At 49.8% G+C, this 26,166-nt stretch carries 24 protein-coding genes; 9 read left to right on the plus strand and 15 right to left on the minus strand.

Translation table 11 applies throughout. The annotated features are described in order from the left end of the window. Positions 1–18 precede the first annotated feature (18 nt). Together solA and QQL65_RS00450 are read left to right on the plus strand one after the other, a co-directional pair. Positions 19–1,191 carry an N-methyl-L-tryptophan oxidase gene (solA, locus tag QQL65_RS00445; RefSeq protein ID WP_284360906.1) on the plus strand — a complete coding sequence of 391 codons (1,173 nt, stop codon included), beginning with the start codon at positions 19–21 and terminating at the stop codon, positions 1,189–1,191. Positions 1,192–1,287: 96 nt separating this feature from the next. After that, entirely contained in the window at positions 1,288–2,514 is a 1,227-nt protein-coding gene (locus tag QQL65_RS00450; protein ID WP_284360908.1) for an MFS transporter, read from the plus strand. A 7-nt stretch (positions 2,515–2,521) separates the two neighbouring features. Here the strand turns inward: QQL65_RS00450 and QQL65_RS00455 are convergent, their stop codons facing one another. The 4 genes from QQL65_RS00455 to QQL65_RS00470 form a co-directional block, all read right to left on the minus strand. Beyond that, a complete protein-coding gene (locus QQL65_RS00455) occupies positions 2,522–3,295 on the minus strand; it encodes a pentapeptide repeat-containing protein (RefSeq protein WP_284360910.1) in 774 nt (257 codons plus the stop codon). Between the two features lie 92 nt (positions 3,296–3,387). Further along, positions 3,388–5,334: a vWA domain-containing protein gene (locus QQL65_RS00460; RefSeq protein ID WP_284360912.1), complete on the minus strand. Its 1,947-nt coding sequence runs from the start codon at positions 5,332–5,334 to the stop codon at positions 3,388–3,390. Positions 5,335–5,338: 4 nt separating this feature from the next. Further along, on the minus strand, positions 5,339–5,914 hold the full coding sequence (locus QQL65_RS00465) for an RNA polymerase sigma factor (RefSeq protein WP_284360915.1): 576 nt from the start codon (positions 5,912–5,914) through the stop codon (positions 5,339–5,341). A 117-nt stretch (positions 5,915–6,031) separates the two neighbouring features. Next, positions 6,032–6,439, minus strand: coding sequence for a DUF2177 family protein (locus tag QQL65_RS00470; protein ID WP_284360918.1), 408 nt, complete (start codon positions 6,437–6,439; stop codon positions 6,032–6,034). 128 nt (positions 6,440–6,567) lie between these two features. On the opposite strand from QQL65_RS00470, the gene QQL65_RS00475 reads away from it, so the two are divergent. Together QQL65_RS00475 and QQL65_RS00480 are read left to right on the plus strand one after the other, a co-directional pair. Continuing rightward, positions 6,568–7,896, plus strand: a complete 1,329-nt coding sequence (locus QQL65_RS00475) for an NAD(P)/FAD-dependent oxidoreductase (RefSeq protein ID WP_284360919.1) — start codon at positions 6,568–6,570, stop codon at positions 7,894–7,896. After that, complete coding sequence (locus QQL65_RS00480; protein WP_284360921.1) at positions 7,893–8,678, plus strand: DUF1365 domain-containing protein; 786 nt, start codon at positions 7,893–7,895, stop codon at positions 8,676–8,678. The genes QQL65_RS00475 and QQL65_RS00480 overlap by 4 nt, the downstream gene beginning before the upstream one ends. A 31-nt stretch (positions 8,679–8,709) precedes the next feature. Here QQL65_RS00480 and QQL65_RS00485 read toward each other — a convergent pair whose 3' ends face one another. From QQL65_RS00485 to QQL65_RS00515, 7 genes are all read right to left on the minus strand, one after another. Further along, on the minus strand, positions 8,710–9,471 hold the full coding sequence (locus QQL65_RS00485) for an SDR family NAD(P)-dependent oxidoreductase (protein ID WP_284360923.1): 762 nt from the start codon (positions 9,469–9,471) through the stop codon (positions 8,710–8,712). Between the two features lie 4 nt (positions 9,472–9,475). Then, on the minus strand, positions 9,476–10,162 hold the full coding sequence (locus QQL65_RS00490; RefSeq protein WP_284360924.1) for a ChrR family anti-sigma-E factor: 687 nt from the start codon (positions 10,160–10,162) through the stop codon (positions 9,476–9,478). Continuing rightward, entirely contained in the window at positions 10,159–10,758 is a 600-nt protein-coding gene (locus tag QQL65_RS00495) for a sigma-70 family RNA polymerase sigma factor (protein WP_284360926.1), read from the minus strand. Before QQL65_RS00495 ends, QQL65_RS00490 begins: the two co-directional genes overlap by 4 nt. A gap of 75 nt (positions 10,759–10,833) precedes the next feature. After that, positions 10,834–11,166, minus strand: a complete 333-nt coding sequence (locus QQL65_RS00500; RefSeq protein ID WP_284360928.1) for a Spx/MgsR family RNA polymerase-binding regulatory protein — start codon at positions 11,164–11,166, stop codon at positions 10,834–10,836. Positions 11,167–11,188: 22 nt separating this feature from the next. After that, the gene (locus QQL65_RS00505) at positions 11,189–12,118 is read right to left on the minus strand and encodes an isoaspartyl peptidase/L-asparaginase family protein (RefSeq protein ID WP_284360931.1); all 930 of its coding nucleotides are present in this window, start codon (positions 12,116–12,118) and stop codon (positions 11,189–11,191) included. Positions 12,119–12,120: 2 nt separating this feature from the next. Beyond that, on the minus strand, positions 12,121–13,125 hold the full coding sequence (locus QQL65_RS00510; RefSeq protein WP_284360934.1) for a DmpA family aminopeptidase: 1,005 nt from the start codon (positions 13,123–13,125) through the stop codon (positions 12,121–12,123). Between the two features lie 70 nt (positions 13,126–13,195). Further along, positions 13,196–14,227, minus strand: a complete 1,032-nt coding sequence (locus QQL65_RS00515; protein ID WP_284360937.1) for an AbrB family transcriptional regulator — start codon at positions 14,225–14,227, stop codon at positions 13,196–13,198. Between the two features lie 228 nt (positions 14,228–14,455). On the opposite strand from QQL65_RS00515, the gene ltaE reads away from it, so the two are divergent. Together ltaE and QQL65_RS00525 are read left to right on the plus strand one after the other, a co-directional pair. Beyond that, positions 14,456–15,508 (plus strand): low-specificity L-threonine aldolase, encoded by a 1,053-nt coding sequence (gene ltaE / locus QQL65_RS00520; protein WP_284360939.1) that lies wholly within the window; start codon positions 14,456–14,458, stop codon positions 15,506–15,508. 14 nt (positions 15,509–15,522) lie between these two features. Further along, entirely contained in the window at positions 15,523–16,821 is a 1,299-nt protein-coding gene (locus tag QQL65_RS00525; RefSeq protein WP_284360941.1) for an NAD(P)/FAD-dependent oxidoreductase, read from the plus strand. Here the strand turns inward: QQL65_RS00525 and cueR are convergent. The 4 genes from cueR to QQL65_RS00545 all read right to left on the minus strand — a co-directional run bounded on the left by cueR (position 16,818) and on the right by QQL65_RS00545 (position 22,228). Then, positions 16,818–17,222 carry a Cu(I)-responsive transcriptional regulator gene (gene cueR, locus QQL65_RS00530; protein ID WP_284362045.1) on the minus strand — a complete coding sequence of 135 codons (405 nt, stop codon included), beginning with the start codon at positions 17,220–17,222 and terminating at the stop codon, positions 16,818–16,820. The genes QQL65_RS00525 and cueR overlap by 4 nt on opposite strands. A 305-nt stretch (positions 17,223–17,527) precedes the next feature. Next, positions 17,528–18,073 carry a helix-turn-helix transcriptional regulator gene (locus tag QQL65_RS00535; protein WP_284360943.1) on the minus strand — a complete coding sequence of 182 codons (546 nt, stop codon included), beginning with the start codon at positions 18,071–18,073 and terminating at the stop codon, positions 17,528–17,530. A 59-nt stretch (positions 18,074–18,132) separates the two neighbouring features. Next, complete coding sequence (locus QQL65_RS00540) at positions 18,133–18,669, minus strand: hypothetical protein (RefSeq protein ID WP_284360945.1); 537 nt, start codon at positions 18,667–18,669, stop codon at positions 18,133–18,135. A gap of 214 nt (positions 18,670–18,883) precedes the next feature. Beyond that, entirely contained in the window at positions 18,884–22,228 is a 3,345-nt protein-coding gene (locus tag QQL65_RS00545) for a hybrid sensor histidine kinase/response regulator (RefSeq protein WP_284360948.1), read from the minus strand. 294 nt (positions 22,229–22,522) lie between these two features. On the opposite strand from QQL65_RS00545, the gene QQL65_RS00550 reads away from it, so the two are divergent. The 3 genes from QQL65_RS00550 to QQL65_RS00560 all read left to right on the plus strand — a co-directional run bounded on the left by QQL65_RS00550 (position 22,523) and on the right by QQL65_RS00560 (position 26,149). Beyond that, a complete protein-coding gene (locus QQL65_RS00550; RefSeq protein ID WP_284360950.1) occupies positions 22,523–24,175 on the plus strand; it encodes an ABC transporter substrate-binding protein in 1,653 nt (550 codons plus the stop codon). A gap of 77 nt (positions 24,176–24,252) precedes the next feature. Beyond that, entirely contained in the window at positions 24,253–25,230 is a 978-nt protein-coding gene (locus QQL65_RS00555; RefSeq protein WP_284360951.1) for an ABC transporter permease, read from the plus strand. 4 nt (positions 25,231–25,234) lie between these two features. Then, positions 25,235–26,149, plus strand: coding sequence for an ABC transporter permease (locus QQL65_RS00560; protein WP_284360954.1), 915 nt, complete (start codon positions 25,235–25,237; stop codon positions 26,147–26,149). Positions 26,150–26,166 lie beyond the last annotated feature (17 nt).

Here is a 26,166-nt window from a genome sequence, read left to right on the forward strand (position 1 = left end):
AAGACAATCTGGTGAACTATGGATCGGGTAAATAGATTTGACGTTGCTGTCGTCGGTTTAGGCGCTATGGGCAGCGCCACGCTGTATCAATTGGCAAAACGCGGTATCAACGCTGTGGGTATCGATCAATACTCGCCTCCGCATACTTTTGGGTCAACCCACGGCGAAACACGCCTGACTAGATGTGCAATTGGCGAAGGACACCAATATGCCCCCCTCGCAATGCGTTCGCATGAAATCTGGCGTGAACTCTTTAATGAGACCGGCGAAAAGCTCCTGCATGAAACCGGTGCCCTCATGATTGAGAGTAGCGGCAGCAAAGGCGATGTACATGGCAGCGCCAATTTTCTGAACACAACCATATCCGCTGCGACCAAGTTTGGTATTGAGCATGAGGTGTTAACCGGCGCCGACGCCCTTCGTCGCTTTCCCGCCTTTAACATTGGTGATGCCGACAAAGCCTATTTTGAACCCGGAGCGGGTTATCTCAAAGTCGAAGAATGCGTAGAAGTGCAACTGGACCGCGCAAAAGAGCTGGGCGCGACATTGCTCTCCAACACAAAAGTGCACGCCATCACACATCACGTCGATCACGTCGCAATTGAACTTGGCAACGAGACCGTACGGGCAGACAAATTGGCCGTGTGTGCCGGTCCCTGGGTGAAAGAGCTTTTAGGGCCACCGTATGAAGACCTACTAACAACAACACGACAAGTGCTGCATTGGTATCCAATTGAGCCGACCGCGCATAAGGATTGGAAGAACCACCCCGTGTTTATTTGGGTCCATGGCGATGGAGATGGTTTTTACGGTCTTCCCTCGCTCGCCGATCCAACCTTAATTAAGGTTGCAAATGCGAACTACGGACAACCGTGCAGACCAGAAGATATCGACCGACAGGTCAACGAAGCAGAACAAACTGAAATGTTCGACCTGCACCTAGCTGGGCGGCTAAACGGTGTCGCGGCGCGAACTGCAAAATCTGTGACCTGCATTTATACTGTTACGCCAGATAGCGACTTCATAATTGATTGGCACCCTGAACATCAAAACACATTCGTAGTGTCCGCATGTTCAGGTCACGGCTTCAAACACTCGGCGGCTATTGGCGAGGCTGTCGCACAACAACTGATCAGCAATTCTTCGGAAATCGATCTATCTGCCTTTAAACTGTCACGATTTGAGCGTTAAGGACGCACGCGCAAACGCTACGGTTGCGTAAGGCCAAATTGGCCTGTTACGGTCGCGGTTTCAGCGCGCTACTTTCGAAAGCAATTAGAGGCGTTTATGTGGATAGCAATACGGTCAGCTTGGCCATTGTTTGTGGGAATGGTTTTGCTCATGGTCAGCAATGGCTTGCTGTCGACCATATTGACCATCCGGGCACAAGAAATTGGTTTCTCTGAAACAATTATTGGGTTTGTGCAATCGGGCTACCCTATTGGGTTCATTTTTTCCTGCTTCATCACGCCCCGCTTGATCGCGCAATCGGGCCACGTCCGGGTTTTCGCAGCGCTCGTATCCATCGCCAGCACATCTGCCTTAGTGCACTTGATCACATACGATCCCTACAGCTGGGGCGCAATGCGCGTGCTTTCAGGATTTTGCTTTTCCGGTATCTATATCGTGGCAGAAAGCTGGCTTAACTCGCTATCCGACAACAAAAACCGTGGCTCGCTGCTCTCTACATACTTCGTCGTGCAAACGGCGGGCTATATGGTCGGTCAAATGATGCTTGGACTGTCTCGGCCAGGCGAAATTGGCCTGTTCATTTTTGTGTCTGTTTTGCTGTCATTCGCCCTGGTGCCGATATTGATTGCTGCAACCACCCAACCATCAAATGACGAGCCGCAACGGGTAACTGTTGTTGAGCTGTTCAACTTCTCCCCTATGGCGATGATTGGTGGCTTTGCAACTGGCGTCGCCAATGGCGGGCTTGTATTTGTCACAGCTCTTTATGCGCGCAGCGTCGGCTTGTCTGTTTCAGCAACCGGCTATCTCTTAGCGGTCTCAACTCTGGGCGGGCTATTGCTGCAATTCCCACTGGGCACACTATCAGACAAAATAGATCGCCGTTTGGTCATCGCGGGGTCGGCCACTGTTACACTTATTGTATGCCTTGCCATGCTGTTGGTTCCAGGCGCTCAAACCAACACCCCATCACTATTTGCTGGCTTCTTGTTGCTTGGCGGCTTCACGCTGCCTTTATACTCCATATGTATGGCGCACATGAATGACCACCTGAAACCACAGCAATTGGTGGCCGCTTCAAGCACGCTCGTCCTCGTTTTTGCAGCAGGTATGGTTCTTGGCCCTATCGTCGGTTCGATCACGCTCGATCAGTTTGGCGCTAATGGCATGTTCATGATGTATATTGTCGTTGCAGCGACTTTGGCGGGGACCGGCATTCATCGGATATTGCTCAGCGACAAGAAGATTGTGGATGGTCGCGATATCGTACCGATCGCATCAACCATCACGCCGGAAGCAACCCAAATCCAGATGGACGACTAGAGAATATTTATGGGTAAACTTGAATACCCAGATGGGCGAGGATCGACGATTGCTGATCCTCGCTGATCTTCATACCATCATACCCAGACAAAAGACCTAGAGACATACCTTCAAGTTGCGCGCCGCGCAGATCTGTTCGATCAAAATTGGAACGACGCAATTGCGCGCCTGCCAGATCACACTCACTCATATCTGCCTCCACAAATATGGTTGAGCTAAGGTCTGCGCGTACAAAGCTTGATTTTGCTAAATTGCAATTCTCAAGGTCCAAACCCGCCATATTTGCATCATCAAAGATCGTCGACGTCATTGTGGCACGCGTAACACGTTGCGCGCGACCGTAAGTGCGCGTGAATGTTGCCTGATCAAAGTCGGCACCGTTTGCTTTACTGTCTTTTATTGAGACATCGAACATGTCTGCGCCCACAAAACGGCTTGATGACAAATTGCAGTTTTCAAACGCAGCTTCACGCATTTCAGCATAAGTAAAATCTGTGCCATCCCCTTCCCCGCTATCAAAAAAGTTGCATCGCACAAAGGTAACATCACCCAATTGCCCGCGGGAAAAACTGCAACCCGCAAACTGGCAATCAACAAATCGCGCAGCAGAAAAATCTGCTTCAACCCAACGGCAATTGATAAACCGAACATTTGTTGCGCTTAACTCCTCAAGCGCATCCAGTTCAAACTCCAGCGCATCAATAATCGCATCTTCTAGCGGCGAGCCCTCGCGTAACAAATCGTCTAGTTGTTCTTGTGAAAAGTGCTGTTGATCGGGCATATGGCATGAATCTCTTAAAGTGGAAGCAACAGTCTATAGGCAAAAGGCGGCAGGACAACCCACCGCCAATGCTTCTTGAATATCGGCAACCTCTACTCAGTTGCTAAGGATCGGGCTGCTTCCACCAGATTGATGAATTCGGCTCTGTAACCAAACTTGTCGGCACCGCGAGCCTGCTTCGCAATCATGCTGATTTGCTCAAAACCAAAATCGCCAAGTTCATCGCTATTTCGCAGCTTCTGTCCAAAGGCGGCGACTGCTGTACCAAATTGCACTTCTGGCGCAACCGATTCAAATGCGGCACTCACCATATTTGTGGCGATCGGCATTTCAATTAACGCACTCTTATCTGAGCCCGGCAACTTATAACGCATCTTAAAGAATGCAATTTCGTCGGACTTCAATTCACTAGCTACAGTTTCGCTTTGGCCATAGCGCAAAGGGTCGACCACAGGTTTAACGCCTACCGGCGTTAGCTCATAAATCGCGGTCACGGTGTGCCCCGCCCCAACGTCACCAGCATCAACCTTGTCATTGTTGAAGTCTTCGCGGTTCAGCGCGCGTGTTTCGTAACCAATCAATCGATATGCGGAGATTTGCGCAGGATTGAACTCCACCTGAATTTTCACATCCCGCGCAATGGTGTGCAAAGTTGCACCAACTTCATTCACGAGTACTTTGCGCGCTTCGGCGAAGCTATCAATATAGCTGGCATTGCCGTCGCCATTTTGCGCCAAGGCCTGCATAAGCGCATCATTGTAGTTGCCTTCTCCAAACCCAAGCACCGAAAGCGAAATACCCTTATCCCGCTTTTGCTTGATGAAATCCTTGAGCGCTTCCGGCTCTGATATTCCCACATTAAAGTCACCATCGGTCGCCAAGATGACGCGGTTCACACCGTCATTGTTCTTCGCTTCATTGGCTAGGCGGTATGAAGTTTCAATGCCAGCAGCACCCGCGGTGGAACCGCCCGGCTGCAAATTATCGAGCGCATCCAAAATCTTGCGCTTTTCTGATCCTTTTGTTGGCTCCAGAACAACACCAGCGGACCCGGCATAGGTCACAATCGAAACAGTGTCCTGTTCGTCCATTTGGTCGACCAACAGCTTAAATGCCCGCTTCAACAATGGCAGTTTGTCCGCATCATTCATCGAACCTGACGTGTCGATCAAGAACACAAGATTGGAAGGTTGCGCCATAACTTGGTCGGGCGCATATCCTTTAACCGCCACATGCATCAATTGTCTTTCAGCATTCCAGGGTGCAGGATATACAGATATTTGCGGAGCAAACGGCTGATTGGCAGAAACTGGGTTTTGATACGCATAATCAAAATAGTTTATCAGCTCTTCAGTACGCACCGCGTCCTTTTGCGGCAACCGACCACTCTCTATCGCGCGCCGAACATAAGCGTAAGACGCAGTGTCCACATCAATTGAAAATGTCGAGACCGGTGCATCGCTTGTCAATTTGACCTTTGAATCGTCAAATCGTTCAAACTGATCGCCATTTTGCGCATATCCTGCGACCTGATCCTGCATCGGCGCCGGTGCGCTCATGCTTCGGTTGGCGACCTTACTCATCGCGCCCGCATTCGGCACAGGGGCAACCATTTCCATCGCTATTTCAGGTTCAGCGAGTTCCACATCAACACTTGGGTATAAGTCTGCCGACAAGTCATCCGCTTCTTCCTTTTCGCTCACCGGCAGCTGTACACGCGGCAACGAAATTGTTTCTCCAATTTGCGGCGGAGTCAGCGCCGAATTGTTCATCAACTGCCAACCAAGTGGCACAATCAAAAAGGCGGTTATTGCCGCAGTGGCAGGAATACGCATATCCATCAGTCTAATCCCTTTTAAAGATTGTAAGATGGAAGTAAGACACTCCGTCCAGCCGTTTCCTTGGGATTTTTTTTTGTTTCCTTGCGTATCTTCAAAAGCTGCCATAGCCAGACGGGTTGCCCGACCTTTGACAGTTTCGTCGACACGCATTGGCTCAATTCCGTTCAGGCGCTTCAATTCTTTATCTAGATCACTCATCGGATTACAAAAGCCCCTTCAGTGTCTTTTTGGCTTCATGGACATGCCAAGAAACCGTGCTTTCCTTGCACCCCATTACGCTAGCGCATTCAGCGTGGCTCATGTCTTCGCCATAAACCATCAGCACTGCATCACGTTGTTTGTCTGGCAGTTGGCGCACCGCAGCCCAGACTTCATTTATTGCCAGGTCATCTTCTTGGCTCGATGGCGTTGTTGTAGGCGCAACCAAGCTGAGTGCCGCCACATTCCGCCCCTGCCTGCCCGCAACACGCTGGTGATCACGTACAGCGTTTAATGTTATCCGATAGAGCCAACTCGAAAACTTTGAACGGCGATCAAACTGACCGATCGCTTGCGCCAGCTTAATTACAACCGTTTGTGTAACGTCTTCAGCATCTTGTTGGTTGCCAAGCCACTTATAGGCGACCCTAAGAACAAACTCATATTGCTGATCAACAACCTGCGCGAACGCGGCCCTGTCGCCTGCTGCCGCAGCTTTCACCAGCTCATCCAAATTCGCTTCTTCGCCAAAATCGCCCGTCAATATCGGTTCCAAACTCAAGTCCAATTGCGCACCCATTGGGTATCAAACAACTATAAGACGATTGTAAGGAGACATTCCTTGGAAAGAACTTCAAAAAAATGGCGGTTCCTTCTGGAACCGCCACAAGGGAGGATAGAACTCTAATTCTTGAACTTATGCTTGTAAGATCATTTTGGTAATTTGATAGCCTGCATAAGCTGACACAGCAGACAGCACGCCGCCCCAAACAATGTCGACTGCAGCGACTTCCCATGACCAGCCTTTAAGCGTCGCCATGTTGGTAATGTCATATGTCGCATAGGCCAGCACTCCAAACACGGCGGCATTCACCACAGCTACCATTGCATTCCCGTCTTTAAGTGCTGGGATAATCGCTAGGTGCACAATACCCATCACATAGAAAAGATAGAAGAAGGCAGCTATGCCGAGATTGGGTTGATCAAGCAAAAGCGGACCTAACCGCTCAAAATAGAATTTGCGCGCCACAAAGCTAAGCCAGACAAAATCAATGCCAAGAAACACAACGAGCGTACCGACATAAGCAACAAGATATTGGACCATAATAATTCCCCTTGGTTGCCCTTGATAACGCATCAGAACAAAAAGTGGTTCACATTATATTTTTTGTGATCCATCTGCCAATTTGAACCGTTTGACTTATAATGGTTTTTCTTAGCGCGAGTGATATAATGCAAAAACAAAACATTGCTGTAATCGGTTCTGGTATTTCTGGTCTTTCTGCGACTTGGCTCCTATCAAAATCTCACAATGTTACTGTTTATGAAGCTGGCGCCTATTTGGGTGGCCACACCAACACTGTTGATGTGGAAACCTTTGATGGCAGCACGGCTGTTGATACAGGTTTCATTGTATTCAATGAACCAAATTACCCGAATCTGACAGCGCTTTTCGATCACCTTGGTGTCAAAACCCATCATACCGATATGAGCTTTTCATTTTCAATGGATCAGGGGCGGTACGAATATTCTGGATCTGGTGCCAATGGCTATTTTGGCCAACGTCGCAATGTGATCAATCGCGATCATTGGCGCCAATTTGGCGACATGGTTCGATTTTTCGAAACGGCACCTGAGCGCATCACCGCATACAACGACAATATCTCGCTTGGCGACTATCTGACTGCAGAAGAGTTTTCACAATTCTTCATCAACAACCACGTAATTCCGATGGGCGCCGCAATTTGGTCAACAGACGCTGCTGAAATGATGGCCTACCCGGCAAAAACCTTCATCGACTTTTATGCCAACCATGCGCTGCTGAAAATCAAACAAAAGCCAGATTGGCGATCTGTCATTGGCGGCGGCCGCACTTATGTGAACCGCTTGATCGAAACAGGCAATTTTGAGACCAAACTCAACTCGCCAATTCGATCCGTCGTGCGTCACGATAACTTTGTACACATCGTAGATGGTGATGGTGTTTCACGCGCATTCGATCAAGTCGTGATGGCTACGCACGCAGATACCACGTTGCAGCTTTTAGACGAGCCAGATGAACTTGAAAGCGGCCTATTACGCCATTTCCCATACCAGCTAAACAAGGCTGTGCTACACAGTGACAAAGATTGGATGCCGAAACGCAAGCGTTTGTGGTCATGCTGGAACTATCTGAAAGATAACAGCCAGGCGGACGACAAACTGTGCGTCACCTATTGGATGAACGAACTTCAAGAGCTGACAACCAAACAAGATTTGTTTGTCACTTTAAACCCAACCGGTGAAATTGACGAACTCGAAACCTATGCCGAGTTCGACTATATGCACCCGGTGTTCGATGCCAATTCGATCGAAGCGCAAAAATCGCTTTGGTCACTTCAAGGGCGGAACAGAACTTGGTTCTGCGGCGCCTATTTCGGATATGGATTTCACGAAGATGGGATTCAGTCAGGTTTAGCCGTTGCTGAACAGCTCGGCGGCGTGCGTCGTCCGTGGAATACAATCAACGAATCTGGCCGCATTCATGTACATGGTCCTAAAGAAAAAGTGGCCGCAGAATGAGCATAAAAAACGCAATCTACAAAGGCACTGTAACGCATAAGAGGCTGCGCCCAAAGAAACACGGGCTCAGCTATTCGGTGTTCAATGTTCTCATAGACTGCAGCGAGATCTCAGCCCTTAGCAAGAAGCTCAAGTTCTTTTCGTACAACAAACCCAATGTGGTTAGTCTTTACGACAAGGACTTTGGCGACAGCAAAGATCTGATGAGCTATCTCAACGGCTTGGCGCAGAAAGCCACGCCTGAGATTGAGATTTCGCGCTTCAAAATGCTGACCTATCCGCGCATCTTCGGCTACGCCTTCAACCCGCTCACGGTCTATTTCGGCCTGGATGCGAACGAAGAAACACGCCTTATGATCTATGAGGTCAACAACACATTTGGCCAGCGCCACACCTATGTGATCCCTGCCGAACAGCGCGAAGATGGCATGATCTGGCAAAACTGTGACAAGCAGTTTTATGTTTCGCCTTTCAATGATGTAAGCGGCAACTATACCTTTCACGTAACACCGATCGCAGAAAAGCTGACCATTGGCGTTGCCTTGCGCGACGACGAAGGACCATTGCTCAATGCGTTCTTTGCGGGGAAACGTGAGGAACTGACAGATAGCGGGCTGCTCAAAGCCATCTTAAACACCGGCTGGATGACCGCCAAAGTTATGGCAGGCATTCATTGGGAAGCGTTAAAACTATTGATCAAAGGCGTGAGGCTCAAGCCGCGGCCAAAAGCACCGAAACGCGCAATTGAATTTGTGAAAAAGCAAATTGACCCCGCCGAATAAAGAACCAATTTCAGACACAAAAAAGGGGCGCTTAGCGCCCCATTATCCGTCGCATGGCCCAATAAAATGGCCGATTAGGTAGTATGCGCAGCAGCTTCATGATCAATGCAAAGCGCCAAGGAAAGATGATCTCGACCTTTTGTTTGTCGATCCCTTCCGCGATATAGCGCGCAGCTTCATCTGCCGTAATCAGGTCAGGCATCGGGAATGGATTGTCCCGTGTCGCCGGTGTGTCCACAAATCCTGGGTTGATCACGCTCACATGGATGCCGAACTGCTCAAGTTCAGGTTTCAATGTCTCAGCTAAGTTGATCAGTGCCGCTTTGGTTGGTCCATAAGCCATCGAACGCGGTAGACCCCGAAAGCCCGCCACTGACGCCATGATGGCGATATGCCCGCCTCCACGTTCCCGCATCAATGGGATCAGCTTTTCAATCGCGTAGATCACACCCATATAGTTGACTTCAAGACCTGTGCGTATCTTTGCAACGTCCATCTGGTCAGCATCCATCAGCGCCCAAGCGCCAGCATTAAGGATTGCGACGTCAATTGGAGCTTGCGCTTCAATCGCATCGATAGTTTTGTGAACATCTTCTCGCACAGATACATCCAATGGAAATGCATCTATGTTGCCGCTCGCGCTTGCGAGCTCGTTCAACTTGTCTGCAGAACGCGCAGAGATTGAGACGTTATCGCCCTGCCCTGCCATACGTTCTGCCAAGGCGTAGCCAATACCAGAGCTAGCGCCGGTTATCCAAACCCGGCGCTTCTCTTCGTGATGATGATGATCCATGGACTTAAATTCCGATAATCGGCTGTAGAATTCGCTCTACTAGGCCTTTGAATTTAGTAGGCTTTTCTGTTGCCACCAAACAGATGCACGGTGCGCCAGCTTCAACAATCGGCTGATGCTCAACATGTTCGTCCAAGTCAGCAATATCACCGGGGCCAAAACGACCAAATCGATCCGTGTAAGCACCGGACAATATAAGCGTCATTTCCATGCCGCCATGTCCATGCTCTGGCACTGCCTGCCCTTCCGCAATATTCAGCAAATAGAGCGAAGAAGGCACGTCTTTGCCCAAATCGATATCATGTTTCGAGATGCCAGGCGCAACCTTTTTCCATTCAATGTCCGCAATTTGCGAGCCTAGAAATCGCTGCAATGGCATCGGGACGTCGCCAGATATCGCTGCACGTTTCTTCGGAAATTGGTGTACATTTTGCGCATCCACGCCATCAACATTAGCTTGGTTTTGCTCGTCAATCGCTGCCATAAGCTTTGCAAAAGCGTCTTCGTTCACCGCAGTTTCTTCTGCAGCTTCCAACATCTGGCCGCCAAGCTCTTCAGCGTCATGAGATGCTTTTCGGCATTGTTCACACATTGCCAAATGAGAAGACACAATTACAGCAAATGCTTCGTCCAAATCGCCAGCCGCATAACGGACCAATGTTGCGTCGTCGAGGTGATGAGTCAGTTTCATCGCACCGCCTCCAATTTTCCTTTTAGCTTTCCGTAGGCCAAGCGCATCCGCGACTTAACGGTACCGATAGGCAGAGAAAGCTTTTTTGCAATTTCGCTCTGGCTAAGATCTGCAACGAAGGCAAGTTGAATCACCTCACGTTGATCTTTTGGTAGATCTTGGAGCGCAGCGCTTATACATTCTTCGCGTTGGCTCTGCAAAACTTCATCGTCACTCGATTTGTCGTCTGCAGCAATCTCCATCTCATAGACATCGTCATATGGTCGCGAAGATGCCTTGCGCATCAAATCAATCCGCGCATTACGCGCGATTGTAAAAATCCAAGCACTCACTGTGCCGCGATCCGGGGAAAACTGCGATGATTTTCGCCAAACCGTCATCATAACGTCTTGCATCAAGTCCTCTGCCTGCATTACGCCCATGCCGCCTTTAAGCATCATCGCTTTTATGCGGGGGGCAAAATGTTCAAAGAGAGCCTGAAATGCGGCACGATCCTGCGAAGACCCCACCCGCGCAATTAATTGCCGGTGGTGTTTCGCCAGTTCAATAGCGGGGTTTGGCTCGTTATTATTCACAAGTTTTAACGCCGTTCGCATATTGCAGTCTCCCAAATGTATAGGGGTTACGTGGCACCCCGTCGAGTGGATTACTGCAAATTCAAAAAAATCGATCTATTCTGAGCTAAAGTGCTTTTGCACGTCTGCTGCCCAACCTAAAAACAAAGCGGCATCCGTTTCAATTACGGGTCTTTTCATCAAACTGGGGTTTTCGCTCAAAAGTTGAAGCGCAGGCTGCAAACGGGCATGTTCTTCCAATTGCCGCCAAGTGGTCGATTTCTTGTTGACCAACTTGTCCTCGCCAAAAGCGTCGAGAAAGCGCTTGAGCATTGCTTCATCTAATGGGGTCTGTCGCACATCGACAAATTCCACTTTGTTGCCTGCGGCTTCCAACGCTTTTTTGGCTTTTCGGCAGCTATCGCAGTTCTTCAAACCGTACAACTTCATCTTCTTCTCTCCATGACTGACCTCAATCAGAAAATATTGCCGTCGTCGGTGTACCGCCTTCAATTTGCGATGCACGATACATACCGTTGGTGTTCATCATCAAAACAGGTGCGCCAGATTGACCGATTGCCACAACGCCACCTGCGCCATCAATTGTTGGCAATTCATCCATTACTTTGCGGCGCACAGCATCCTCAAGCGAAGCCCCGCCATACTCCATCATTGCCGCAATATCCCGCGCCACACACATGCGAATGAACATTTCGCCATGACCAGTAGCAGAAACCGCGCAACTTTTGTCGTTGGCGTAAGTTCCTGCGCCAATTAGCGGCGCATCACCCACGCGACCCGTTTTTTTGTTGGTCATGCCGCCGGTAGATGTTGCAGCAGCCAGCCCACCAAACCTGTCCCGTGCGACCGCACCAACGGTGCCATACTTGCCGTCATTATGATCAAGCGAAACAACACTGGCTTTTTGAGCAGCTAGCAATTGCTGATGGCGGTATTCAGTAAAAAAGAAGTTCGGCTCGACTTCTGAGATGCCCATTTCCCTCGCAAATTCATGCGCGCCATCGCGTGAAAACAGCAAATGCTCAGACTGTTCCATGATCAGTCGTGCCAAGCTGATTGGATGTTCGACTTTGTTGACCCCAATCACAGCGCCCGCCTCAAGATCCGAGCCGCGCATAATCGCAGCGTCAAGTTCAAAAGTCGCATCAGATGTCAAAACACTGCCATAACCAGCATTGAAGTTCTCGTCATTTTCTAATTCAACGACGGTCGCTTCCACAGCATCCAAGCTGGAGCCCCCGTCTGCTAAGATGTCAGTACCAGCTTTCAACGCTCGCGCCAAACCATCATGACAAGCCGCTTCCTTTTCCGGTGTCAGCGCAGCGCGTGGAATGGTGCCGGCCCCACCGTGTAGCGCTATGCCCCACTGATATTCAGCCATAATCAACCCTCCTCCAAGAACTTGCGAAACGACGGCAGTTGAGTGCCGTCATACCCAACACGGCTTTCGCTGTGCCACATGGCGCGATAAATCGCTTCTTCCGTGGCTTCGACGGTGGCTAGGAACAACTTATCCAAAAGACGTTCTGCGATCCGATCGTCAGACGGGGTAGCAGTGGAAAAGGCAATGGCAATGTCACCACTACCATGACCCAAATAGCTGCCCGTGCGTCCAAGCGCGGCTGAAGCACGCTTTGCAACACGTTTTAGTTGCCGAGAATCAAGTGGCGCATCAGTGGCGAGCACAATAATAATTGATCCCTTATCCTCATGTTCAACAATCTCATCTGTGCCAATCATTCGTCGACCACAAAACCGCAGCTCGCTTTGCTGCCCAAAATTGGACAAAACCAGCGCGCCGAGCGTGTACTCTGCATCTTCAATATTGATCAGACGCGAGGCACTGCCCAACCCACCCGCGAACCCAAATGTTCGCATGCCAGTACCCGCGCCAACGGCGCCCAGTGTAAACTCAACATCGGCCGCTTCAATCGCCGCAAAAACATCACGTTCGGTCACGTGCATTGACTGAATATCGTTGAGCAACCCATCGTTGCATTCAAGCGCCAACGCATTCACCGTCGGTAACGAGCGACCAATATCTGGATTATCCTCAACCGCTCGCTTGATCAGCGCCGAAGAACAGACTGGCATGGCAAATGTATTGCTGAGCACAATCGGCGTTTCAATTTGTCCAAGCTCTTCAAGCTGAACCAAACCAACACTTTTGCCGAACCCGTTCAAAACAGCCACCGCCGCTTCAACTTTGTCGCCAAACAAGTCACCACCATGCGGCAAAATCGCGGTTACGCCGGTCCGCGCACTACCGCTTGTCAAAGTCGTATGTCCAACTTTGACGCCGCTAACATCAGTAATCAGATTGCGAGTACCACAAGGCAAAGACCACCAGCCATCACAAAGTTGGTTGAAGAGCAGATCAGAATGCATGGCACCTACAATTGAAATTGTTCACTTTGTCAGCATGCTGGCCTTTGCTTAGAACACTTGCAATCGCTAACTAGTCTTTTCCCCACCACATCAGTGCAAGGGGTACGAAAAAGCTCAAATAGAATATCCGGGCAATGTGATGAGTCGCGACAAATGTTGGATCGAGATTCAACGCGAATGCCATAGCCGCCATCGCCTCAACACCACCGGGTGCAAACGCAACAACCAACTGCGCGATTGGCAAATCGATAAATAGGGACAAAACAACTGCAAATAGCACAGCGGCAAAAACGCCTACCAATGTGATCGCCATTCCAGCGCCAAAAGCTTTGCGCAGTTCGCTCCAACTCACACCGGAAAACCGCGTGCCAATCATAGAACCCAATATCGTGAGAGCTGGCAATGTAAGCCATTGCGGCATATGCCCTTCAATTATACCTGAAAGGTGCGTGGTAAGAGAAACAACCATTCCAGCCAAAACGAAAGCGGCCGGCACCCTCAGCTTTTTAAACCCTAGGCCAACCAATGCAGCTAAAGCCAAACTCACGGCAACCCAAGGCAAAATCATAAACTCTGTTGGGACCACAAATCCGTTTCCGGCCAGCCCCGACCATACCACCAACATGGGTACAACTAGGGTAAGCGCCAAAACTCGAATGCTTTGCACAATGGCCACTAGCCGGATATCTGCACCACTATCCATCCCCAGCCCAATGACAAAACTTAGATGCCCCGGGGAGGCACCCAATACGGCTGTCTTTGCGTCATATTTCCAAAACCGTTTCAACACCAATTGAGAAAAGAAAAACGCTGCTGTTACAGAAAGAACAATTGCAACCAGGCTGAATGGCCACTGCTTTGCGCTCTCATAAACTTCGGGCGTCACGCTGGTGCCCATTGAAAGGCCGATCACCAGAAAAGAAATATCCCGAACGCGCGTTTCAAACGCCAAATCGAGCCCCAACAAGCCGGCTATTGTTACTGCAACGGACGGACCTGTCAGTGCTGGCGCTGGCATGTTAATCCAAAACGCAACCATGGCCCCAACACTGCCAATGGCCAGCGCAAGAGCGGTTTTTCGCCACAATGCGAAATCTATCATAAAATTCACCACAAACTGTTCGAACGATAACTCGCTTTTGCCGAACATGTGTGGGACTAGTGGCAGGATAAGACGAGTTAAGTCTTTAAATGCTATGCCCTTATTGAGCGCCCGACAAGACCACTTTTCTCTTTTTCCGTCTAACTTGCGGCTTGGCGACAAGCACCAACCATGGCAATGTTACACTCCCTCCTCATTGAACAATTGTTCCAATCCCCAAGGTGCCCCATGTACCAAAACCCTTCCAGCATTGTTGCTCAATCTAACCAGTCCATACTTGACTTGCGTTCCGACACCGTAACCCAACCAACCGACGAAATGCGCGCCGCAATGGCCGCGGCTGAGGTAGGGGATGACGTTTATGGTGAAGACCCCACAATCAATATATTGGAAGAAAAAGCGGCATCAATGCTGGGCAAAGAAGCAGGGCTTTTTCTCCCCTCCAGCACCATGTCCAACCTTGCGGCAATGATGGCCCACACCCAACGTGGCGACGAGATAATCTTGGGGCGCGGCTACCATATTTTTAAGTATGAAGGGGGTGGCTCCTCGGTTCTTGGTAGCGCATTCCCCTATCCGCTGGACGTCGCAGCAGATGGCGGATTAGAGCCGAGAGACATCGACGCTGCAATCAAACCTGATGACAGTCACTTCCCACCATCAAAGGTTCTATCGCTAGAAAACACGCATTCGGGGCAAGCAATATCTTTGGAGCGTATAAATGCGTGCCTTGATTTGGCGGATAAACACAACTTGGCGAAACACTTGGATGGCGCACGTTTTTTCAATGCGACCACAAAATTGAACATTGAGCCAAAGCAACTCGCAATGCGTTTCGATACCATCAATCTCTGTTTATCCAAGGGGCTCGGTGCGCCGGTTGGTGCCGTGTTGGTTGGCGATAATCAAGCAATTGCCAAGGCGAGGCGTTGGCGCAAAATGCTTGGTGGCGGTATGCGCCAAGCTGGCATTTTAGCAGCTGCGGGCATTTATGCACTCGACCATCATGTTGCGCGCCTGATTGATGACCAAAAGCGTGCAGGCATTCTGGCCAACGAACTTGTCGTGCTAGACAAGTTCAAGGTCACATACCAAGACAACCAAACCAACATGCTGTTTATCGAGCCCGCGCAAGATGAGGTCGAGCCATTACGTCAGCACCTTGCGCAACGTGGTATCAATATCGGTGGCGGCAAATACATTCGCCTGGTCATGCATTTAGATATTGATGACGACGGATTGACACGGATCAACGATGGGTTCAAATCCTATTATAGTTGATGAGTGAGGCAAGTATGGTTGCGCGCAGATATGATAACAATCTTTGGTCAAACACAGCCAGCAAAACGCTTGACCTCGACACGTTGGCTGAGGATGTGTCTGCCGACATCATCATAATCGGCGGCGGATTTACAGGTTGCGCCGCCGCCCTGGAAGCTGCGACGCAAGGCATGTCCGTCCTTTTGCTCGAAGCTGAAACCATTGGGTATGGCGGCTCCGGTCGCAATGTCGGCTTGGTCAATGCAGGACTTTGGACTCCACCGGATGAAGTTGAAGAAACGCTCGGTCAGTCGCCAGGTCAGAAGCTAAACGCAGCCTTAGCCGCTGCACCAGATCTCGTGTTTTCGCTAATCGAAAAGTATCAAATTAACTGCGACGCGATCCGAAACGGCACGTTGCATTGCGCCCATTCCAAATCAGGGCTGAAAGACCTCAATTCCCGATATGCTCAGCAGATCAAACGCAACGCACCGGTGCAATTGATAGATGAAAAACAAACTGGAACGCGGACCGGCAGTTCTTCGTTCAAGGGAGCGCTTTTCGACCCGCGTGCAGGCACCATCCAACCCCTCAGCTATTGCCAAGGTTTGGCCCGTGCGGCAATAGCGCAAGGCGCTCAGCTCTTTGAACGTAGCCCGGCACTGTGCATCACGCGCGATGAGGGACAATGGCAGGTTAGAACCAAGCACGGTTCTGCAACAGCACCCAACTTAATCGTCGCAACAAATGCCTACGCGAATGACCAACTGCTCGGCCATCAATCCCGGTTTACGCTCGTCCATTATTTCCAATTCGCAACGGAGCCCCTGACCGCTGCCGAACGCAAAACCGTTCTGCCGAATCTCGAAGGATGCTGGGACACAGCTTTAGTAATGTCATCGTTCCGTTACGATCGCGACGGCAGACTGCTGGTCGGCTCTGTAGGATCACTCGATCATGCCGCATCGCCAACCCATGAATTTTGGGCAAAGAAAAAACTTGCGGCGATATATCCGCAGCTATCGCATAAGAAGCTAGATCACGCCTGGCACGGTCGTATTGCAATGACTAAAGATCATCTACCAAAAATCGTAGAGTTTGGGCCAAATGCGTACTCAGTTTTTGGCTATTCGGGGCGCGGAATTGGACCAGGCACCGTGTTTGGCACATCTTTGGCTCAAGTCATTTCAACGGGTGACAAATCAAAACTTCCCATCGCGCCGCTAGCCGCCTACGCAGAAAAGCTCACCGGTGCATCAAGCCTATATTATGAAACTGGTTCAGTTTTGGCGCACGGCACCTATGCAGCTGGGCGTGCAATCACCGGAAACTAGATTGTTTCGACACTGCGTTTGCCTGCAAGATCATCCAAAATTGGGCAGTCGGGACGATCATCTCCATGGCAGTTTTTCACCAGCACGGACAATGTTGATTTCAAGGAATTCAGCTCTTTGATCTTTTTCTCGATGAGATCGATTTTCATCTTGGCGATTTGCTTCACATCAGCGCTCGCACGTTGCTCATCATCATAAAGTGACAACAATGTGCGGCATTCTTCAATCGTGAAACCAAGACTACGCGAACGCTGTAAAAAACAGAGCCTATGTAAATCTTGATCACCATAATCACGATAGCCATTTGCCGCACGCGAAGGGTGAATCAAATCAATTTCTTCATAGTACCGTATGGTCTTTGCCGGCAAGCCAGAACGCTCGGCCGCTTGCCCGATATTCATCGCTTTGCCTTTTCGCGACATCCGTACGTCGCCACAAGCTCAGCAATATCTTCCTCCGAAAAGCCAATCTTTTCAGCAAGTTCAATCATACGTTCAAATTCATTTGGTTCGACAGGACACATATAATGATCCCTTCCATGCTATGCGGACGAGTTGCCTGCTTGCATCACTGGACAAAGTCCGGCACCGCAAACATGCAACGCATCCTATATAAACCTTACAGTAATGGGAAGGTCAACAACGCATATCGGGTAAGACAAAAATGCACAGCTCAACCAAAATGAACGAACTCAGGCTTCAAAGCATTATTTTGACGAACGTGCATCCGCTTCTGCTAGGAGTTCTTCAACAAGGAAGGAAATCAATTGTTGTCGATTTGCCAAACCTGATTTCTTGTAGATCGAATTCATCTGGCTTTTGATCGTTGAAACACTGGTCCCGCGCATGTCAGCGACTTCTGCATTCGAGAAACCCTTCATCGCCAAAATCGCGACTGATTGCTCCGACTGGGACAGATCCCAGCTGGCAAACATTTCGCCAAGATGGCTTTCAAACTGGCCAGTGGCAACATCAAGCTGTTTGCCCATGGTTTCAATTCTTGTTGCGCTGCGACGCACATAGAATGCCGTCACAACAACACCAGATATCAATCCAACACTTGCTAGAATTTGAATTAGCTCCTGCCACTCATATGGGATCGGAGTGGTCCGCAATCCAAACACTTCAGTTGCCAACTCACCGACAAACACAAGCGCACAAACAAATTGAAAAGCCAAAAGAAGGTATAGCGGCCAAGGCTGTGAAAGACTTGGCTCGAAACTGCGTTTTCGTGACTTCACAAACGCTGGCATAAGTAGTCCCCCACGCGATAGGTGGCGACCCAAAAAAGGGTCGCCGCCACAACGCAATGTTAGTTCAAGTCAACGCCGATTGAAACACTGCCTGAGGAGCTGGCGCTTGAGCCGCCTTTGTCTTTTTCGTCATCCTTTGAATTGCTGCCAATCGAAATCGAAGTTGACGAAGAGGCACTGCCGCTAACAGATGTAGAGTTCTCATTTTCTGTCTCGCCTTCAGCTTCGGCCGTTTGCTCGCCACCAGCGGTCGCACCGTTTGATGTTTCAGCATCTGCAAACGTTTCAACAATCAAGTCGTACTTAACTTCGCCAGTCCATCGGCTCACAACGACTTCACGAACATGCACATTGTTTTGCGCATAGATGTGAATGCGACCTAATAGAGTGGTCTTGGTATCCAAGATAGTATAGCCCACCGCCTCAAGCTGAGCGATTACATCTAGATGCGAATTCTGCGCGACATCAAAAGTAAGCTGCGCGCTCGCATTTGCGTTCGCAGAGGCTGATGCGTCTTGTGCCACCGCTGGCGCACTTAGGAAAGTTGAACCAAGAAGCGTTGCACTCATTGCTGCAATTACAATTTTACGTGTCATCGATATTTTCTTTCGTTTGTTCATTCACTGAAGAACACATCGGAGCGTTCATCGCCCTTGTGTTGACGCAAGAAAAACGCATTTCAGATCAGAACCCAATTCGCTTAAGGGTGGAAAGGTCCTGTTTCAACCCTTGGTACCAAGCATGAGATTGGTTTGTCCATTCGCGAAGGACTGCTAAAACCGATTTTCGTACCTAAGTACGATCGATGAACTAGGACCACTTGGCGGCACCGTCGCGCACAAGCTGAACAAGTGTCTTTCGCAGCTCATTTAACTTGGCATATTCCGCTGAGTCTTGGATGTTTTCACATCGCTCAAGCACAAATTCGGCTGTTGCAATAACATCCCGCCAACGTGGATTCGTCGGCAATGTCTCCACACTGAAATATTTGTCCAGCGTTCGCGTTTGCAACGATGAGCGATCTAAATGCACCCGCCATATTTCGCTCTGCTCAGCCAAATCAAATTTGTTTTCGTCGGTTGCTAACTTCCAAACATGCAAAGCCTGCTTCATCAACTTAACACTGGTTTGGCGGTAAACCAGTCTGTCTGGCTTCTCGTCTGTTGCCTGTGGCAACGCAATTTGTCCAGGAGGCAAATGTCCCGGCATTTCAATTGTTTCAAAGGCCCTCTGCACGGCCCCAACATCGAACTGGTTCACCGAATTGTCGACCGCATTGGGCAAAATGATCAGGCTCACGCCGCCGCCTGCTTCCTGTTCCAACTCGTAAGCAAATATGGAAGCAACACCAGCATTCTTGATCTCAATTTCTCGCTGCTCAGCGCGACCATCCGCTTGGCACGCAGCACGCATTTCTTCAAATTCAGTATCGAACAGAAACTCGGTGACTTGCGCCCCGATGACTTCACGGCCAAGCCATTGCGAGGCAAATTTGTTGGCGTAGCTAATCCGCCCATCATCGCCCACGCACCAAAGACAAACGCTCAAAGTGTCAAGTAGAGACGCCATGCGTGATTGCGACAAACGCAACGCGTCTTCAACTTGAATTCGCCGTTGCATTTCTTGATGTAGCTGGGCGTTTTCGGTGGTGGCTTGCCGTGCTTTCCTTGCTTCCAAAAGCGTTTCAATCCGCGCCAGCAATTCATCTTTTACAAATGGCTTCACCACATAATCGTTCGCACCAGCTTCCAACCCAGCGATAATATCGCGCGTGCGAGAGCGTGCAGTCACCATAATTATCGGCAGTTCTAAACGGTCAAAACGCTCCCGCAATCGACGTGCAACTTCCAAACCACTCAAATCAGGCATCATCACATCTAAGATAATGAGCGATGGCTGAGCCTGCTCAATCATCTCCAGCGCTGACTTTCCGCTGTCAGCCGTGCGCACGCCAAACCCTTGCGGCAGTAAAACATTGCGCAACACCTGCAAATTAATTGGCTCATCATCCACAACCAGAATATCTGGCGCACCTTGTTTCTTCGGCACTTCGTAGGTGAGTTCCAAATTGTCTGAACTGTTGAGCGTTTCGTGATAGCCATCTGCCAAACCAGATACGACGGGCACTCCTTCATGCTCAAAATCTACCTGGGTCGCTGCACGCAGTTTCAAAGAAAATCGAGAACCTTCCCCAAGCGCGCTGGATGCGGTCAGGTGCCCACCCAAAATCGTCGCCAGCTGACGCGCAATTGTAAGCCCCAGCCCGGTCCCCCCGGTTTTGCGCGCCGTCTCCATTCCATCTGCTTGCTCGAGAGGCTGGAACATGCGCCCTAAATCCTCTTGCGATATCCCAACGCCCGTATCAACAATTGATATATCTACCCATTCAGCATCTGCTTCGGCAAAAATTTGGATAGATCCAGCTTCGGTATATTTAATCGCGTTCCCAACAAGATTGTGCAAAATCTGCTCCAACCGCACAGGATCAGCCATGACAAGGGGTGTATCCTTTTCAATATCCACTCGCAGCGTCACAGGCTCGCCCTGCAACAATGGCTCAGATAATTGCAGAACATTGCGAACGCTCGTTGCCACATCAACTGGGTGCATATCAAGCCGCATCCGGCCCTGTCGGATGCGGTAGAGATCAAGTAAATCGTCCACCAAGCGAGAAAGTTTGCGGGCGCTAAAAGTAATCAGCTGCAGCTGACTGCGTTGTCGCTCACTCAAATCTCCTGCTGCACCGGCTGATAATGTCTCAGATATCCCCACAATCCCATTCAAGGGCGTACGCAACTCATGGCTTGTATTCGCCAAAAACGTGTCTTTGAGCCGATCAGCCTCTTCAAGTTGAGCGTTCTTCTCCTCAATGGCTGCAACATTTTGATTGATCTGATTAAGTTGGGCACGCACCGCATCTCGCATTCGCGCAAAACTATCCGCAAGGCGCTTTAATTCAATCGGCTTCTCGATCAAGGGCATGGACCGATGCAAATCACCTGCAGCGATTGCTTCAGCGGTATTCGTTATCCGCAAAATCGGATTAGTCGCGCTACGTGCCAAGCGGGTCGCGATCAGAAACAAAATCGGTATTGCCAAAAGCGCGATGGTCGTAACCGTTCCAATCAATGTATTCGCCGTAGCGTAAGCATCACGCGATGGCACCTCGCTCACCAACAACCAGTTGCGATCAAACACATCAACACTGCCAAACGCAGCAAGCGCAGCTCCACTAGATAAGCCACGTTCAATTTTGGCAGTGCCTTCTAAAGGCAACGAAGCTCGACCAATCGCAGGTCGTTCACCAATGCTGTAGATCCCGCCATGTGGTTGGCTTAGGATCTGTTGGCGTGAAGAAAGCAAAAATATTTGCCCCGCCTCGCGCGTCTCAGACTGCACAATACGTTCAACACCGTCTGTCTGAAGACGAAACACAATGGCGCCACTAGGCCGCGAATAGAAGCGAATTTTCACCCCGACATAAGCAACGTAAACTCCCGTCACAGGGTCGAATTCGAAGTCACCAAATACGATGCCCTCCTCGTCATCACGCGCCAACGTTTGCTGGGCAACACGCGCTAAAGGCGAATTGGCAATCGTACCTTCCATACTTGTCGCCAAGTAGTTGTCTTTTAGAACTGAATAGACAACTCGGCCTGTATTATTGATTAGATAGAGATTGTCATATTCCGACGACGCCAAAAACGCCTCATATTCTTCATGAAACTGGCTATGCATATTATCGTAGATCAGCGCTTTACTGATTAACTCATCGCGATCCGCGCTTTTTGCGCCGACACCGATTCCAAATGCTCCCCGCAATATCCGAGCAGCTTCTTCTGGTTCGGTCGAGATTTCACGAAATCCGTAGCTAAAACCGTAAAATTCGCCAATTGAATACCGCACAATATTCGTTTGGCTCAGGCTATCAGCCTGTCGAGTGGCAAATTGCATATATTGGCGAATTTCGCTGCGTTTTGCTTCATTCACAAACTCTAGCTTTGCAAAATTCTCCCCCTCCACATTGCGAATAAGCACATAAAAGAACGTGGCACTGACAATGAGCAACGGAATCAGCGAAATACTGACGAAAGCCAGCAAAAGCCGGGCATGAAGCCCTTTCGGCGACACAAAATCTGAACCAAATATCTTCACGCTTCTCACTCCCTGAGAACGTAACAAAACGCACGCTCTATATACCAATTCGTATCCTGGTCATCTTCTCGCTCAAAGCCGCTCTCGAGTTGCAACAAAATCGAAATTGACGATTTTTCCGCACATTTTGCAGAAGCCTTGAAGTGACTCTAGGTATTAAATTGGTTTCCTATAAGATTTCCGGTATTAAGAGCCAGGTCAAGTTTCAATTTTTGGCACTGCCGGAAGTGAGGAGTTCGCAACTTCCTGATTTGAGGTTTGCGGATTGGAAGGAAAATTCTTAGGAGGAAACCCATGCGCAAAAGCATGATCTTGCCCGCCATTGCGTCTGCACTAATGCTGACAACGGCTGGAGCCCAAGCTGAGGCAATTTTGACCGCAGTGCCACACCAAACAACGGCATTTGCAGAAATCTTCAACCCGTTCAACCAAACCGCTGACCAGCGCTCCGTGCGCGACTTCATGTACGAGCAGCTAGTGGTGTTTAACCGCATGCAAGGTGGTAAAGCTGAGTATCGTTTGGCGGAAAGCTTTGAATATTCAGACGACCTTATGTCTGTGACATTCAAAATCCGCGATGGCGTTAAATGGTCAGACGGCGAAACACTTGACGCGAACGATGTTTATTTCACATTCAACTTGATCAAGGAAAACCCAGCGCTCGACATTCGTGCAATTTGGGAAAAGCTCGACAGCGTTGAGTTGGTGGACGATAGCCACGTCAAAGTGAACTACAAAGAAGCCAGCACTGGTCTTATCTTTGATGTTGCACGTCTACATACGGTGCCTGAGCACATCTGGTCATCAGTTGAAGACCCAGTAAGCTTTGCAAACGCAAACCCTGTTGGTTCTGGTCCACTTACGGAAATCCGTCGCTTCACCCCACAAGAATATGTGCAGTGCCGCAACCCGAACTATTTCCAGGCCGATGATTTGAAAGTGGATTGCATTCGCTTCCCACAAATTTCAAACAATGACCAAGCCCTAACCGCTGCTGCAAAAGGCGAGTTGGACTGGTTCGGCTCATTCTTGCCAGACATTGAAAAAACATACGTTTCCAAAGACCCCGAGAACCACAAATATTGGTTCCCAGGCGGCTCACTGGTTATTTTCAACCTCAACATGAACGCATCTGAAGAAGGCAACAAAGAAGCCTTTAATGACGTAAACTTCCGTCGCGCGTTCTCAATGTCCATGGACCGTCAGGCAATGGTTGATATTGCAGGTTACGGCTACCCAACCATCAACCAATACCCATCTGGCTTGGGCCGCGGCTACCACGCTTGGAACAACCCAGAAGCTGACGCCCAATATGGTCAATACACTGAGTATAACGTCTCAGGTGCTGCTGAATTGTTGGCTGAAGCTGGCTATAAAGACACGGATGGCGATGGGTTCTTGGAAACACCTTCAGGCAAGCCAATTGCATTCGATTTGATCGTGCCAAACGGTTGGACCGACTGGGTTAACACTGTTCAACTTGCCGTTGAAGGACTGCAAGAAGCTGGCGTGAATGCATCTGTTGCCACACCTGAAGCTGCAGCATGGACGCAGCAATTGCTTGATGGCAGCTACCAAGGCGCAATCAACGCCCTCGTTGTTGGTGTGACCCCACATATGGCGTTCAACACGTTCCACTCTTCAAAAGCAATGGCCAGCCGCTTCTCTGTGACAGGCTATACAAATGAAGAGCTTGATGGTTTGCTTGATAGCTTCTTCAAAACATCTGATGACGGTGAACAGCGCGAGATCATGAACAAAGTTCAAATGATCTTGTCAAAAGACATGCCACACATTGCTGTGTTCAATAACCCTTACTGGTACCAGTACAACACAGCTCGCTTTGAAGGCTTCTTCTCTGCGGACAACGATCAGGCGGTGCCAACCGTTCATGATGGTAACCCAGAGCGTATCCTTCACCTGCTTTCAATCCGGCCGAAAGGCTAACCCCTCCCTTTTGAAAGCATGAAACTGATGGGCGGCCCGCTTCTTCGCCGCCCATCAACCAGTTAGCGGGTACAAATATGTCCTTCATTCTCAGACGAATTCTATTCTACATCGTTGCCTTTTTGGTCGCAGCATCCATAAACTTTTTGCTCCCACGGCTTATGCCGGGCAACCCCATCGATATCATGTTCGCCAATGCGGGCAACTCAATGCCCCCGGAAGCAAAAAAGGCTCTGGCCGCAACTTTCGGATTTGTCGATCGTCCGCTTCATGAAGAGTACTTTTTGTATCTCAAATCTGTCTTTTCATGGGACTTTGGTGTCTCCATCAAAAAGTACCCGCAATCCGTTCTTGACGTGCTAATGCGCGCCCTACCTTGGACGCTGTTCCTTGCAGGCACGTCGGTTGTCTTGGCCTTTTGCATTGGCTCAATGCTCGGCGTTTACGCCGCTTGGAAACGTGGCGGCGCGTTCGACAGCATTGTTTCACCGTCCGCTTTAGCTATTCAATCAATTCCAGCTTTGGTCATCGCCATCACCACCCTTTTCATTTTCGGCGTTGGGCTTGAGTGGCTGCCCACAAGCTATGCCTACAAACCCTCGCTCGATCCCGGCTGGAACTGGGAATACATCTCGTCGGTGCTCTATCACGCCCTAATGCCTGTCACCACATTGGCCTTTGTGTCGATCGGTGGCTATCTGATCACCATGCGCAACAATATGATTGGGCAATTGGGCGAAGAACATGTGGTTATGGGACATGCCAAAGGTCTGACAGACGCCCGCGTGCGCTACAACTATGCAGCACGCAACGCACTGCTGCCTTCAATGACTGCCTTTGCACTTAGTCTTGGCTCGGTGATGGGTGGCTCACTTATCACCGAAATCGTGTTCAATTATCCAGGTCTGGGCAACATCTTGTTCCAAGGCATTATTGCACGCGACTACCCGCTCATTCAGGGCCAATTGATCATCATGACGCTAGCAATGCTGACCGCAAATCTGCTGATTGATTTCATCTATATCTTCCTCGATCCACGGCTGCGGAAGGCGTAACAAAATGCTCAAGTTCTTTTCAATTATCTTACGCAACAAAAAAGCAGCCGCAGGTATGTTGATCGTCTTGGCCTATATCGGCATTGCACTTGCTGCACCGTTGATCACAAGCCACGATCCGCTGAAACGCGTAACCCGCCCTCACCAAGAACCAACGATGGAACATGTGATGGGCTCGACCCGCATGGGCCGCGATGTCTACACCCAATTTGTTTGGGGTACGCGCACCTCACTGATTGTTGGTTTTGCCGCAGGGCTTATCGTGACCGTTATCGGCACCTTGATCGGCGTCACGGCTGGCTATTTCGGTGGCTGGATCGATGAAACGCTGAACTTCATCACCAACATCGCCTTGGTCATCCCTCAACTCCCCTTGCTGTTGGTGCTTGCCGCCTTCATTGGGCAATCCGACCCGTTTATGATCGCACTGATTATTGGGCTCACCAGTTGGGCTTGGGGTGCTAGGGTCACCCGAGCGCAAACACTAACACTGCGAAAACGTGATTTTATTGAAGCTTCAGAACAAATTGGCGAACCAAGTTGGCGCATCATCTGCGTTGAGTTGATGCCAAACCTGTTGTCGATCATCGGCTTCAATTTCATCGGCTCAGTGGTCTACACCATCATCACCGAAGCAACACTAGAGTTCCTCGGTCTTGGCGATCCATTGGCTGTGTCTTGGGGCACTATGCTCTATAACGCACAAACATCGTCTGCCATCACTGTTGGCGCATGGTGGGAAGTCTTCGCCCCATGCATGGCAATCGTGGTCATCGGCATTGGCCTATCTCTGCTCAACTTCGGCATCGACGAAGTTTCAAATCCACGCCTGCGCACACTTGGCGCGATCAACAAGGCAGTCAAAGCGCAAAAGAAATTTGACCAAAGCTACAAGTCTGCGAAAGGAGCTGCATCGTGAGTGAAGATCGGTTCCTA

Source organism: Maritalea porphyrae, assembly GCF_030159895.1.
GTDB classification, from domain to species: domain Bacteria; phylum Pseudomonadota; class Alphaproteobacteria; order Rhizobiales; family Devosiaceae; genus Maritalea; species Maritalea porphyrae.